General features: G+C 55.0%; 16 protein-coding genes. 11 read left to right on the top strand and 5 right to left on the bottom strand.

Annotation, left to right across the window (positions count from 1 at the left end; all coding sequences use genetic code 11):
• Nucleotide 1: 1 nt before the first annotated feature.
• Nucleotides 2–796, bottom strand: a complete 795-nt coding sequence (locus J3A71_RS31105; RefSeq protein ID WP_024717476.1) for a hypothetical protein — start codon at nt 794–796, stop codon at nt 2–4.
• 1,087 nt (nt 797–1,883) lie between these two features.
• Here J3A71_RS31105 and J3A71_RS31640 point away from each other — a divergent pair.
• The 7 genes from J3A71_RS31640 (at nt 1,884) to J3A71_RS31070 (ending at nt 5,820) form a co-directional block, all read left to right on the top strand.
• Entirely contained in the window at nt 1,884–2,615 is a 732-nt protein-coding gene (locus J3A71_RS31640) for a hypothetical protein (RefSeq protein WP_004577600.1), read from the top strand.
• An 11-nt stretch (nt 2,616–2,626) separates the two neighbouring features.
• Nucleotides 2,627–2,869, top strand: a complete 243-nt coding sequence (locus J3A71_RS31095) for a hypothetical protein (RefSeq protein WP_004577599.1) — start codon at nt 2,627–2,629, stop codon at nt 2,867–2,869.
• A 12-nt stretch (nt 2,870–2,881) separates the two neighbouring features.
• Nucleotides 2,882–3,397, top strand: a complete 516-nt coding sequence (locus J3A71_RS31090; RefSeq protein WP_004577598.1) for a hypothetical protein — start codon at nt 2,882–2,884, stop codon at nt 3,395–3,397.
• A gap of 18 nt (nt 3,398–3,415) precedes the next feature.
• On the top strand, nt 3,416–3,868 hold the full coding sequence (locus tag J3A71_RS31085) for a hypothetical protein (protein ID WP_016487001.1): 453 nt from the start codon (nt 3,416–3,418) through the stop codon (nt 3,866–3,868).
• Nucleotides 3,869–3,874: 6 nt separating this feature from the next.
• Nucleotides 3,875–4,132 (top strand): hypothetical protein, encoded by a 258-nt coding sequence (locus J3A71_RS31080; protein WP_138985814.1) that lies wholly within the window; start codon nt 3,875–3,877, stop codon nt 4,130–4,132.
• 65 nt (nt 4,133–4,197) lie between these two features.
• The gene (locus tag J3A71_RS31075) at nt 4,198–5,178 is read left to right on the top strand and encodes an IS5-like element ISPa16 family transposase (protein WP_012315195.1); all 981 of its coding nucleotides are present in this window, start codon (nt 4,198–4,200) and stop codon (nt 5,176–5,178) included.
• Nucleotides 5,179–5,394: 216 nt separating this feature from the next.
• Nucleotides 5,395–5,820 carry a hypothetical protein gene (locus J3A71_RS31070; RefSeq protein WP_004575979.1) on the top strand — a complete coding sequence of 142 codons (426 nt, stop codon included), beginning with the start codon at nt 5,395–5,397 and terminating at the stop codon, nt 5,818–5,820.
• A gap of 84 nt (nt 5,821–5,904) precedes the next feature.
• Here the strand turns inward: J3A71_RS31070 and J3A71_RS31065 are convergent, their stop codons facing one another.
• Nucleotides 5,905–6,291, bottom strand: a complete 387-nt coding sequence (locus tag J3A71_RS31065; protein ID WP_231995378.1) for a hypothetical protein — start codon at nt 6,289–6,291, stop codon at nt 5,905–5,907.
• 346 nt (nt 6,292–6,637) lie between these two features.
• Here J3A71_RS31065 and J3A71_RS31060 point away from each other — a divergent pair, with 346 nt between their 5' ends.
• On the top strand, nt 6,638–6,880 hold the full coding sequence (locus J3A71_RS31060) for a hypothetical protein (protein ID WP_004575978.1): 243 nt from the start codon (nt 6,638–6,640) through the stop codon (nt 6,878–6,880).
• 56 nt (nt 6,881–6,936) lie between these two features.
• On the opposite strand, the gene J3A71_RS31055 is transcribed toward J3A71_RS31060, so the two are convergent.
• On the bottom strand, nt 6,937–8,196 hold the full coding sequence (locus J3A71_RS31055; RefSeq protein ID WP_004575977.1) for a hypothetical protein: 1,260 nt from the start codon (nt 8,194–8,196) through the stop codon (nt 6,937–6,939).
• Nucleotides 8,197–8,495: 299 nt separating this feature from the next.
• Nucleotides 8,496–9,875, bottom strand: a complete 1,380-nt coding sequence (locus J3A71_RS31050; RefSeq protein ID WP_004575976.1) for a hypothetical protein — start codon at nt 9,873–9,875, stop codon at nt 8,496–8,498.
• 359 nt (nt 9,876–10,234) lie between these two features.
• Between J3A71_RS31050 and J3A71_RS31045 the strand changes: the two genes are divergently transcribed.
• Nucleotides 10,235–11,002, top strand: a complete 768-nt coding sequence (locus tag J3A71_RS31045) for a hypothetical protein (RefSeq protein ID WP_016487005.1) — start codon at nt 10,235–10,237, stop codon at nt 11,000–11,002.
• A gap of 148 nt (nt 11,003–11,150) precedes the next feature.
• Here the strand turns inward: J3A71_RS31045 and J3A71_RS31040 are convergent, their stop codons facing one another.
• Nucleotides 11,151–11,552, bottom strand: coding sequence for a hypothetical protein (locus tag J3A71_RS31040; RefSeq protein WP_016487006.1), 402 nt, complete (start codon nt 11,550–11,552; stop codon nt 11,151–11,153).
• A 145-nt stretch (nt 11,553–11,697) separates the two neighbouring features.
• Between J3A71_RS31040 and J3A71_RS31035 the strand changes: the two genes are divergently transcribed.
• Nucleotides 11,698–11,997, top strand: a complete 300-nt coding sequence (locus J3A71_RS31035) for a hypothetical protein (protein ID WP_177336439.1) — start codon at nt 11,698–11,700, stop codon at nt 11,995–11,997.
• A gap of 811 nt (nt 11,998–12,808) precedes the next feature.
• Nucleotides 12,809–13,192 carry a hypothetical protein gene (locus J3A71_RS31030; RefSeq protein ID WP_004575974.1) on the top strand — a complete coding sequence of 128 codons (384 nt, stop codon included), beginning with the start codon at nt 12,809–12,811 and terminating at the stop codon, nt 13,190–13,192.
• Nucleotides 13,193–13,224 lie beyond the last annotated feature (32 nt).

Raw genomic sequence — 13,224 nt, 5'->3', positions numbered from 1 at the left:
ATTACTTCACCCCCATCCCTGCTTTCAGTATGTTGACAGCCACGCCACACTCCCTTGGGCCGCCAACGCGGATCGCGTCTACAAGCGCGAGGTAATGATAAAGGGTCCTATCTATTTTTACCGCTTCGGGCACCGTCTTGTAGAGGGGCTCGATTGACTGGCCTCGCTCGCTGCCCAGTGGGTCGGGCCAGACAGGTATCAGTCCGCCAGCACTTTTTAGGCTTTTCGAAAGGGCTGGCGCAGCAAAGCCGGTAGGGATGCCACGGACGATTGCACCTGGCTTTACTGGAAAAAAGTACTTCAGAGCGTGCTCGGCAACCTTCAGCAACTCACGTCGATTCACCTTTGGAAGACCGGTGTCGAAATCGCTGGTAAGAAGGCCGGCATTGCGACAACGCGCCATGGCGTTGGAGACTTCACTTTTACTGAGGCCAAGCGACGCAGAGAGCGCCCGCAAGGAATAGTTTTCGCTCCAGCTCGTTACTGGGGTCGACGGCACCACATCCGACCAGCCCTCCCATCGGTCAGAATCGCCCATCGGTGAATCGAGTTCTTGTGGCCGAAATACCGTGTCTTCGTCATTCGGCAGCAACTGAGACAGCACCTCACCTACCGGGCCGCTAACTGACGCCAACCAACGGGGCTCTGGGTTGAGAATGTTTCTCACATGCTCAGAGGTAGATTCCAATTCCATACGGCCAAACAGGTTTTCCTCTTGAGCGTGCAGGCTAGTCATTTTGAAAAGCAACAAAATGTCTTGACTCTTCATAACTGGCTTTTCTCCGCGTGTCCACATTCCATGAATCGTGGACAACATTCTCTTGGCACTAATTAAATAGTCAAGAAAATTCTTCGTTGCCAGGCTAGAGGCCGGCATCCGTGGAAGGGCTCAATGCATTCTGGTTGAGAAATTTCCTCCGCCGATCAGAAATGGTCAAAAAAATATTGACGTGCCGGAATAAAATAAATGTCATTCGTCCACATTCCATGAATCGTGGACGTTTGTTTTTTATAAGATTTCGTCTTGTCAACTATACCCTGTCGCTTGGTGCTGCTGCTGGGGTCAGCGACAAAGGGGCCTGGGGCCCATGCGTGAGCCCTGCAGAGGCCGCCTATCGGTGGCGCTAGGTTGAGTGCATGAGCGAAGAATGAGGTGCGCAGGAGCGCATCACCGCCCCCATCCTCCACGCCTCTCCATTGGCGGCCCTTTTCCTACTTAGCGGAGGAGGGCGCTTCTGCAGGAGTTCCAGTCAAAAAAAAGCCCGCGGAGGCGGGCTTGATGGTGACCGCTGGGACCTAGTTTGGAGCCCGGCCGGTCAACTATTTGTGAAGCCAGCTTTTCTGTGAAGCTACAACGCCTGCACTGCCGGCCTGAAATGATCTGCCCCCTCTTTCCTGGTCTGCCCCAGCACTCGACATGTGGTATCATCTTATTACGCATACGTGTTATGTATCGGTTTGCTTGGTATTGCTAAGGAGGGTGTGTGATCACTGGCATAGCTCTGGGTTGCGATTACCAAGGTCGGCATTTCGGTGCGTCCTATCCCGACGCGCAGTGTGTTGATGGGTTTCTTTGGGATGAGGACAGTTGCGACGAACCAGGTGGCGCCTTGCGCCATGGCGGTGACATCCCCTGCCCAAAATGTAATTCGGCTGCGCATGCTTCGTACTTCGCCACTGAAGAAGCAGGGCTCGCGCCGGCCCCAGGTCAAAACGATCGGCAGGGGGCACTGCGTCTGATCAGTAGTCACGTTTGTCGCTGGACTGTGAACTACTCCATTCCCTCTGATCCGATGAAGGAAATGACGCTGTGACACTACATCTTGTGTCCTCTTCAGCTGCTCACAACACAATATCTAGTGGTACTAAGGAAATGAGCTACCATGCCATCTGAGTCCGATTTGCTCGAAGTGCACCAGCCAATCAACCCCGACGCGACAAGCGTTGATGTGACCTGTCCGCACTGCCATACCACCGAAGAGTTCCATGCCTCGACCTGGCGACAGCAAGACCCACAGGGGCATTTTTCGTTGGCGCCGATTCGCGCCTACGGCGTGACCTGTGCAGGCTGCCGCACTGATTTCCGTTTCAAGCTCACTGCGGCGGTAAACCCTTGGCCAGCGGGCCGCACGCTCGACGTTGCGTGTCCGGCCTGCCAGCACACGGTCACGACCCAGATTGCTGTGGTCCGGCAGATGGATGGGCCTAGCAGGCCAGACACCTGCGACGCATGCGGCAATGATTTTGAGGTGTACGCCGATGGTCGCGTGATTGTGATCGAATACGAGCGATCCAAAGGCCGGCGCAATTTGCTGCTTGAAGCTATGAAGGCCGGGGGGCAGGTGATTTTTGATCCCCGTGGCGCCGAGACTGCGCCCTTCATCACCGATGTTGAAGTGCTGCTGGGGGGCGTACCCGTAGTGATCCATGCGGATGGCACAGAGCAGTTTTTGGATGATTCGGCGGAACCTGTCCATGCCTATTCGCCACGCCTAGCAGCCGATGGGCTGGAAGCGTTCTGCAAGGCAAATATCGCCAAATACGAGGCATTCAGTGCTGAGCATGGCAATGACAAGCTCATGACCGAGCGGGTTCCTATGACCCCATTCTGGTAGGGATATCGATCATGACCACCAAGCTCAGTGAGCCGATGAAAACCGTACTGATGAAGCTGGGGACCGGCTGGGGCTGGGATGACTTCGGCGTGCATGGCCCATTGTCCTACGCTGCGCGGGTGCGTACCTGCGAAGCGCTGCGAAAGCGAGGGCTGGTGTCATTCTCGCACGGTGACTACGACCTGACGGCAGCCGGCGAGGCGCTGTCCAAGCAACTTAATGACCTGGCCAAAGCCGCCCAGGTCGCGTACTAGGGAAAATGAGCCATGAACTATCTGGATCGAGCGACCGACGAAGCGGGGTATCCGGTAATGGGGTTTGAGGCCTTCTACCAGCAAGGCATTTCCTGCTTTGTATGGGGCCTACCAAAGCCATTGGTGCGTCAGGCTTTCCAGCGCGTCTGTGCCGATCAGAAAGCACAAGGCCGCGTGGTGGCGATGTGGCAGGTGCGTGCGTTCGTATACGGCCTTTCAGGGCGCTTTGAAGGCGGGCAACGTGAACGCAAAGCGCCAGCAGGGTATCAGTGGCCAACGCCACCTGATGCGTCTTGGGAGCTGATCGTGTGCATCTATCCAGGCGGCTCATTCGACCTCGATCTGTTGCACCCGGTCAGTTGCCGCTTCTGGTCAGAGGACAACGGTTTCTTCGACGTACCAACCGAAGCCCGTTCGCTGATGAATCGCGAGTGGTTTGAGTCAATGGGCTTCGATGTGATGACCATGCAACCGGCGATGCAAGTGCAGATTGCCGACTCAAAAACGCCTCACCTGAAACCGGTGTGAGATTCAAGGAAGGTCACGATGAGAACCGTTGAGAAGATGGTACGCATGCCGGTCTGCATCGGCCAGGAACCACTGGTGGGAAACTACTACACCGTCGAGTGCAAGCTTTGCGGTTGGGTCGGGAGTTCGGAAGTGCTGACCGACGATTGCCAATGCACCCAGGATGAGGGCGACCGGCTCTGCTTGGGTGATACCGACGAAATCGGCACAGACCGCTTGCTCGAAATCGTCCAGGCCATGGACCGGCGCCATGGTGAGTCGCAAAAGGCTTACCAACAGCTTATCGAGCACACCAACGAAACCGAGCAGCACCTGGACAAGGCCGCCGAGCTGCTTGAGGAAATTGTCCAGAGCGGCCAAGCCTACCGCGAGTGCACCGACAAAGGGAGCGCGACCGGCCGGCGGGTCGCGGCCGTGCTTGGCTACGTCGCCCAGTTCCAACCAGATCCGCACCCGGCCGAGCCGGATTAAATGCCCGTGACCGAGCCCCAATGGCGCGAGTTTCGCCCAAGTAGTTGGACTCGCAGTGACCTGGCCGGTGTCTCGCAACCGCACGGCGCAGACGACCAGCCCGAGGCGGCTTATTGGCTGGCTTGGGCGCCGTACATAACAGGTGATCGAAGTGACCCAGGCCATCCCGATCAGGTGATGCGCCGGCGCTTCAAAACCAAGGAAGCTGCCATGGCCCACGTCGACAAGACCTGGCCCATGGGCCGCTGGCAACTGAACTGTTAGGGAAGGTCTGAAAAAGACTTCCCGAATCTGGTGAAATACGCCGATCCCGCCAGCCGAGTTTTTCCATGAAGCAGATGACCTTCGCCGACGCCGAGTACGCCGGCAAGCGCAAGCAGACCCGTAAAGAGCTGTTCCTGATCGAGATGGATCAGGTGGTGCCGTGGAAAGGATTGATTGCCTTGATCGAGCCGCATTACCCCAAGGGCGAAGGTGGTCGGCCCGCCTATCCTCTGCTGGCCATGCTGCGTATTCACCTGATGCAGAACTGGTTTGGCTACAGTGATCCGGCAATGGAGGAAGCGCTGTACGAGACGACCATCCTGCGCCAGTTCGCCGGGTTGAGCCTGGAGCGCATTCCCGACGAAACCACCATCCTCAACTTCCGTCGCTTGCTGGAGAAACATGAACTGGCAGCCGGCATCCTCGGCGTAATCAATGGCTACCTGGGGGATCGCGGCCTGTCGCTGCGCCAGGGCACTATCGTCGATGCCACACTGATCCACGCGCCCAGCTCGACCAAGAACCAGGACGGCAAGCGCGACCCGGAAATGCACCAGAGCAAGAAAGGGAACCAGTATTACTTTGGCATGAAGGCGCACATCGGCGTAGATGATGAGTCGGGGCTGGTACACAGCGTGGTAGGCACGGCAGCCAACGTGGCGGATATCACCCAGGTCGACAAACTGCTGCACGGTGACGAGAACGTCGTCTGCGCCGATGCCGGCTACACCGGCGTCGAAAAGCGCCCCGAACATGCTGGCCGCGAAGTGATCTGGCAGGTCGCAGCACGCCGCAGCACCTACAAGAAGCTCGATAAACGCAGCGCCCTGTACAAAGCCAAGCGCAAGATCGAGAAGGCCAAGTCACAAGTGCGAGCGAAGGTCGAGCACCCGTTTCGAGTGATCAAGCGCCAGTTCGGTTACGTGAAGGTGCGCTTCCGTGGCCTGGCCAAGAACACCGCTCAGCTGGTGACGCTGTTCGCGCTGTCGAACCTATGGATGGCGCGCCGACATTTGCTGACTACCGCAGGAAAGGTGCACCTGTAATGCGGAAAATGGCTGCTGCGAGGTGCTCGCGGCGGCCAAAAACGGAGAACTGAGCGGGTTACCTGGTCGATTTTGATCGACGGCCCGCTTTCAAAAGCAGCGAGGGCTGAAGTCGACCGGAAATACAGGGTTACTTCAGACCTTCCTTAGCGGAATCGCATGGCCGCTGGCTTAGCACTGCTGACTTTTGACACCCATTCTCAAACTGGAAAAAGCATGTCACCACTTCGAAATCTTGCCGTGTTCGGTTGTATCGCTCTGTCGCTGGCAGGGTGCAATGACAAAAAAATCAACGTGACCATCCCAATGGGCGCTGTCCTCTACGCAAAACTCTATCACCTCGGTGATCCTGCGCTTGGCACTGTTCTGCCGACCGAGTACCGGGCAGGTGGGGCTGGCAAGGTGGATTATGATTTTTCTCAGGTCCTGGCCGGCGGCGACTGCGCTCTGGGCATCCCCCTCGAATGGAACAACAGCATGAAGAAGCATGTGGCTGCGACCGCCACACTGTCGTGTGACGGAGTTGAGCAGCGAGAGCTGAAAGGCTATGTGGTCGACAAAGATGGGAAGGAAGGCCTGGACGGCGTTGCGTTGGGCGGTGTGGTCTCGTTCGTGGTGACCGAATCCGTTTCCGTGAAGTAATGACGATCACGGATTGATCGAACTAGGGGAGGGCGACGGCGCCCGACTTGAACGTCGGGCGCGAATGGTGCGGGGCGATTCGCTTTAAGCGGTCATCTGAAGGCCGAAGGACTCTGCAATACGGCCGACAATGGTCGGGAGGTCACCCTGGATCTTGAGTGCTTTGAAGTCGAGATCCTCGGTAGCCAGGCGGTCCAGGAACAGCTGCATGTCCGCGGTGATGCTTTCGGGCAGCTCGATCACTTCGCCGGTCAGCAGACTGGTCAGGGCCAGGACATCGTTCCGGTGCTTTCTGATGTCCTTACTGTCTGCCCCGCCTTCACCGTTTTCTTTGCGCTGAGACAAGTCGAGCCAGGCTTTAGCCTTGAAGGGGATAAGGCGATCGGCGCCGATATAAGTCAGCTCCTCACCCTGCTGGCGGCCGGACAGTAGGAACTGGTAATAGTCCTCGTTCAGCAAAATGGCGCTCAAGCTCGAAACCGATTCGTCTGTTGGGATGGGGTCAGCGTTGCGTTTTCTTCGTGCTCCAGGCCTTCCGGCGCCCGCGAGAATAGCTCGATCATCACGGGGTAGGAGGGATCTGTAGGCTTTTGGAACCGATAGAAAATGGGTTCAGGACGCTCGCCGCCTCTCTGCAACCGATGCAGCGCGCATCTCAGTATGCGCTGCGCACTGCACAGTGTGAAGCGCATACTGGGCGTTTCAGCCGCCATGGCTTGGCCTGCTGACTTTTCCTACAGCCGTAACGGAACCATCTGATCGACACCCATGACTCAGCAGGGGAAGGTCTGGTTTTTACCGAGCAATGGACAGGAAAATGGCTATACCAACCACCAGCGATCTGAAGCTGCCTCTCAGCTTGCACCTGGATCAGAACACCCTTGACGCGATCGAGCGCTTCAGGGCCGCACGTGCGGAGCACTTGAAGTATGCGCACGATGAGACGGTTACCAGCGCAGAATTGTTTCTGGCGCTACAGCGAGCTGAATTCGACCTGGCCACGGCGGTTGACAGGCTTTTGGTCGAACACTCCAGCATGTCGAACTGTCGGGGCTTCTAGGGCTCCGTGCTGCCCGGCTCATAGGGTGGCATGGAGGGCGGGGAGGCCTACCCGCCTCAGCCTGGAGAGCAATATTCCACCGAGATCCACAGCTCATTCACCAAGATGTTTGCCCTGGTAATGTCATGGCGAAAGACTCTGTTTTCCTTGATGGCAGGTCGGTAGCTGAACTCTCCGAAACGATCGTTGCTGATGATGTAAGCGTTCGGGGAATATGCCAATTCGATGATCATTTCATCGGCGCTGCGGCCTTTGTCGACGCGGTACGTCTCTACTGACGCTGGGAAGGTGCGTTGAATGTCCTCCCACGAAACCTGAAGCTTTCTCGTGATGCCTGGATCAAAGACCAGAATGATCTCACTGCCAGGCCAGTTTGAAAGCAGTGCCGGAACGAGTGCACTCAAAGCGTTCAGTCCGATGAACTGTTGATTCTTGCCCCGGCCACGATTGCATAGGTTGTTCCCGTCAATGATCAGCCGCTCGATTACTCGACTATCGCGCTGCCGGAGCGACGCCATTTGCTGCTCCCATTTTGCGAGCTCACGTTCAAGGTCTTCAACATCACTGGTTTTGTGCCTGACGACTTGGGCAATGTCATCTGTTCCGAAGTAGTTACTGCAAGCCCCCTTAACTTTCGCGGCCTCCACTGAACGTGGTGGTGCGTTTCGGTGGCGATCTCGGAAATCGACCGCTTGGGCCAGCTTCTCCTTGGCCACAACCAGACGCTCGCGATATTTGAGGCACTGTGCCTGCGGCACACGAATATGCTCTTCAAACCTAGAAATTTTGGCTGAAAGACTTTCAACGGCTGGCTGCAGTCTTGCGATTTGCGAACTGTAGGTGGCGTAGTCGGAATCGGTTTCGAGCCAGTCCAGGGTAGAGTGGAACTGAAGATCGTATCGAAGCCTCTGCACCAGATGCTGCTGGGTGGCTATCTCTCCATTCTCGCAAGTCAATGCATCCAACCGTGCAGCTTTTTCGGCTAACTTGGCTTCCTCTGCCTCGGACATTTTGGGGGGTTTAGGAACCCGTCCGGTCAAAGCATCGAATGCTTGCCCGAGCAACGAGCGGTTCAGTCGATAGACGGCATCGTGGACTGTTGCACGATCGATCAGGGTTAATCCACCCAGTTGGGAACGCTCTCGTTCGAGCTCCTCTAGTTTCATCTCGGCATTTTTGAGCGCCAACTTGGCATGGCCTTCATCAAAGCGATGCAGGTGGCCGTAGAGTTCGTATTGCTCCTGCAAGCCCACTTCAGCCGCAGCAAGGGCGGCGACAGCAGCTTCGTACTGCGCACTGTAGGGGTTCTGACCCATTGCGTTTCCAAATGATGGAGTTCTGCGTACAACCGATGCGCACCGTGGCACCTGCCCCATAACGCAGTTGAGCGACCACTTTAAGAGGAAGCGCTTGGAGAGTGAAGAGCAATGGGCCACGACGGTGGGCCTACGGCGAGCTGAGAGACGTAACCGGGGACGCCACGCATAGGCACACCCCGGCATTCCACTGGCGCACTTTTTGCTGGGGCACGTACGCGAGGCGGGTCATTGGGGTGACGCTTCCACGCCGAGATCCGCGCCCGCCACTCACCTGCTAGTTTATGTAGCTATTAGAGTCAGTTCTTACGGCCCTTCATCGAGGCGTGCAGCATTTTTTCAACCATATCTAAAACTAGGGTGCAGATACCTTTTATGTTGAACTCAGGCAGTTTCTCAACCCAATAAGACAGTGCTGCAAAACCCGCGTGACCAATGTCAAGGTCATCCTCTTTACAGAAAAGCGCGCTCTTCAGCATTGGGTCATCAGCCATGCTGCCAACCTGGATAACTATAAAAAAAGGTCCTGAAGTAGGTGCGTTGCCGGCAAAAAAACGGAATTCATGGCTTGCGTGTTCACCTCCTGTTAGCTCGAACATATACTTGCAGTGCCCATGGCGAGTTATATGTCCGAAGGCGGCTGTGCACTCCTCAATTGTTTTTGGATAAATGACAATTGGTAGTGTTTTAACTAAGCGCAGGAGGTCTTTGGTCATGGTTATCGATAGTGGTACCCGCCCCTTCATGAATGACCTGAGTGCCTGACTTGAAATGTGCTCAGGCAAATACTCTGCGATGGGGTACGCCAAGGCGTTTAGCGTGGCAATTAAGCCCTTGGCTTCTGGTGACCAATAATGTCTGGTTTCGTCAATAAGTTTATATTGATCACCCGCCTCGCCATCGCCATCGCCATTTGGCTCCTCATCTTCGTCCTGGAGGAACAGCCAATGTATCCAGCGATGATCGTCATTTTCCTCGCTATAGCAGTATGCTTTGCCTGTGGCCGGCATAGGTACTTGCGAGCTTTCTTTGGTTACCCAGTCGGTATCAAGACGAAAATATTCGTCTGGTCTTAAAGAGATTGATGGTAATGAGGGTGATATTGCCCGGTGTTGTTCAAGTAGATGATCTTTTCTTTTGTCATGACGGGAGGATTCTACAAAGATGCTTTGGCGTTCAGAAACCTTCTTGCCTATAAGGTTCAGTAGGGAGTCTACTGACGCTGGCTTTCTCAATAGTTCGAAATCTTCCCAGTAAATTACGGATTGCTCGTGCGCCTGAGCCTTGCTAGCGCCGAAAGTGGCGCCAGCATCGGTCACAATTTCCTTGAGCTGGCCATCAGGATCAATTAGCTGAAGGATTCCCTTCAGGGGGACGATACTCAGTAGCTCTTCGTCAATGCATAATTGGTCTGGGATGCCTTTGAGGAATGGGTTTGATGCCCAAGCTTCGTATAGAAAATTAGCTATCGAGATTTTATCATTGCGTTTGAAGAACCTCTGGTGATAGAGGTCGAGGCCCGGAACATTCAATGTCAGTGCAATTACGGGAATCAATGCAAGGTCTTCAGCTTCTGAAGGGTTTAGGCCTTCACTTACCCAGAACGCTTCACGCTCTTCGCTCACGAAAAGATATTTATGCTGAACTATGGTGAAATGATGAGTGAGCATGTCAGCCATCTGGATGGCACTTAAATATTTCCGGCTTGAGCTGTAAAGTTTCAGCTCATGGATTACGGTTTATGTTACACCAATAATTGAATTCTGCCACTTCGCTAAGAACCGGTCACTGAGCTATGCCTATCCACTCACGGGCGTGTTTTAATATTTTGATTTTATAGATTCCACTGGCGTATCTATACTTGATAGTTAGTAGTATTCCCCTGCGGGCGTCGCCTTCGCACTTCTCCGAGAGGGGTATGTGAACCGCTTTGGGATTGATTGCTGGATGGCGGTGGCTCCCCCAGAGCACAAAGCGGCGTAGGAATCCCCTGAATGGTTGTAGTACTAGGAAGTGACGGCACTCGAAAGGATGAGCGATGAATCAGTATAAAATTGTTGAGCGAGAACTAGCGCGAGCCGAGGCTCTGATTGCTGGTTACCTTGGTTTGTACGCAGGCAGCATTGACCTGGCCTACTTCAACGCAGCCTCACTCAAGCGGGTAACTCCAGAGTTCAAGCGTTGTGTGCAGGTCATCCAGGATCTCGCTGCCATGCCGGTGGTGAGTCAATCTGCGACACGCAACATGGTGACCGCAGTGGACCGATTGGCCGACCTGGTTCGGGCACCTCAAATGAAGCCTTCAACTCGTACCCTCTGGGCTATTGAGGATTGGATTCGTCGCACCCCGCTGGCCGTGGTGCGCCATCTGGCCGCGATTGTAGGGCCTGTGGCAGCGGGTATCTGGGGAACCATCGATAGTAGTGCAGAAGCGGATGTAGGCGTGGCGATTGCTGCGGCCCTGGTGATGCTGTCTTTCGGCTGCAGCCTGAGCCATCTCCGCGACCCAGATCACTCTATTCAGAAGGGGTTGCTGGCGTTCCTTGGAGCCGGTGCCTTGATCCTCGTGACGAAGGGCGTCCTGCTCACATTCTTTGCTTTCGCAGTCATCTCCGCGGGCTTCTTCATTCGAGATGTCGCAGTGTGGTGCCGCAGATCGAAGTCGGGCGCTGGAGCTGGAAATCGTGGTGGTGATGAGCTGTTTGAGGGCAATGACAGCCTCTATACGCCGGAGGAGCTCTACGACATTGGTGGTGGGCCTGGGCCTGCACTTAGTGAGTACGGCCTTGCCAAGGACGATGATTGAGCCCGTCACCTTCGACTCAGGGCGGTTGCGCCGTGAAGTTGAGGTCTAGGGCCTAGGCTAGGCCTGGCAGCTACTTGAGGGGCAATGGCTTCAATGACGCTCGGCCTCGACTTACAGGCTGGGACTAGGCCGAGCAGATGATACGGTTTTACTTACCTTCGCCGTTTGCCCGGGCGAACTGCGCAATGTCCAGTGCCGACCCATCGTAGAGGTCGATCGGCGTGTAACACCACTCGACGAACCATTCCTGGACCTGCCGGCGGGTGAGGGGGCCATACGATCGCTGGATTTTGTTGAGGCTGACGAGCCCGCAGATAGGATTGATGATCCAAAAGCCAATGTGCTTGGCGCTGAGGAAATAGGTTGCGGCGTAGAAAATGGCTGACGCGGTCTTCCCGTACAGCTCACGGATCTGAAGCATCGGGTAAAAGAACACAGCTGACGTGACCAGTGCGCAGATAGCCACAAGGAGCCACTGATTCCACAGCTTTAAGGCCATAAAGCCTGTAACCCACCATTGCTGTCGCTTGTCCAAATCGTCCCATTTCATTCTGTTTAGTGTCCTTATGCAGGGGCCTGAGGGCTGTAGAAATGTAAGGCAATGGGCCTTGATGCTCGATTTCGATACTACATGAATTATCTGTACGCGTTATGTGTTATTTTCTCGCCATGCAAACCATGTCGGGAGATCAATGGTGACTTCAGCAAAACACACCCGCAGACGTGCGGTTTATTGGGGGGTAGCTTTGCTGGCCCTGGTCGGCGGGCCGTTGGCTTATAAGGGCCTTGGGTTGAACAATCTGAGGACCAGTTTTTCCTCGGCGACGAGCGAGGAAATTCAGGCGGCGGCCCGTGATTCCAAATGCGCGACTCGGCTCCTGGTGGATGCCAATCGGAGTGCGCAAGACATCCGGGTCAGGGATCTGGATTGGGTCAAGGAGCGCTGTGCATTAGTTGAGCGCCAGGCAGCGGCGTTCGAGGGAACGGCACAATGAGTAGCTCCAAAACCGCGGCCTGCCGGCGGACCTCCAAAATTCAGATTCGGCGCAAATATGTGGTGGGCGCCGTCTGCCTTCTCGCGTTTCTCGCTTCGTCGTTCGCATATCAATTGCCAGGCCTTACCGCTAAGGCCGCTTCCTTTGTGGTTGGGTACTGGGCGGCACTGCCGTTTGTACACCTGGCTACAGGGCATGGGTTCGGCTTCAAGAAGAAACGGGCAGCACCTTGCGGCGGCGCTTGCGTAGATGTCCACGAGCGCTGTGATGCTCAACGCGAGGGTGAGGAGGCTTCCCAGGAGCAAGCTGACGGTGCTCCGCATACCGGGCCGGCAATCTCGCGTTCACCGTCCGTCCAGTCCCAGTAATCAGTACAGGTCGAATCGAGATGAAACGAAAATTCAAGAATGGTGATTCTGGCTGGAAGACAAACTGGCTCGGAGTTTGTGAGCGACCTCGGTTTTTCACAATCCACACACTCAAAGCGCTCGCAATGATCGTTGTATTCACGATTCTGAGCTTATTGCGCTCAGCAGCGGTTTTAGTACTGGTTGCCCTGCTAGTCTCCTTGGTTGGAAAATTATTCACTCCTCTTGAGCTATTGGACGCTCAAAGTCGTGCGGTCCTGGATGGGCCGCGAGACTATTTTGTACTGACAATTATGGGCCTGATTTGGCATGGACTGGTGTGTGATTCATTCACTGCCTTTCGGAAGTGGCGGCAGCGGCGGAGTCGCAATGAAATTAAAATGAGCTGATTTCTTGGGCTGCTCATAAATCGAACTCAATTTTAGGAATAAGGAACATTTCTTATGCTTGTCAAAAAATGGAAAGCCATTGATCCGACAGTTAGAGATTATCTTATCGCCGTACCTATAGCGCTAATGTTGGTGGCCTTGGTTATATTGGGTGACTACCATTACTCTCCGGATAAAGTTACGCGGCCTGCTGGAGAGGTGAAGTCTCTTGTGCTGCATGACTCTGCTTTCTCGACCATTACGACCCTGGAAACAACGGACGGCTGGTATCAGCTTGAAGGGGCAGTCTCGGGGGCTAAGGGCGATGTCGTGAGCATTCAAGCTCAGGGCGCATACAGGAAAGCGTGCATTGCATCCCAGGATAGAAGGCGTGTTACGATATTCGCTGAGTATGATTTAAATAGTAATGCCCAGTCAGTGAAATCAAGGGACCGATAGCTCCATTAAGCATCACCGAGGAATTTAGGCTA

Source organism: Pseudomonas sp. PvP089, assembly GCF_017875165.1.
Classification (GTDB): Bacteria; Pseudomonadota; Gammaproteobacteria; order Pseudomonadales; family Pseudomonadaceae; genus Aquipseudomonas; species Aquipseudomonas fortuita.
This window is presented reverse-complemented; position numbering and strand designations above follow the sequence as displayed.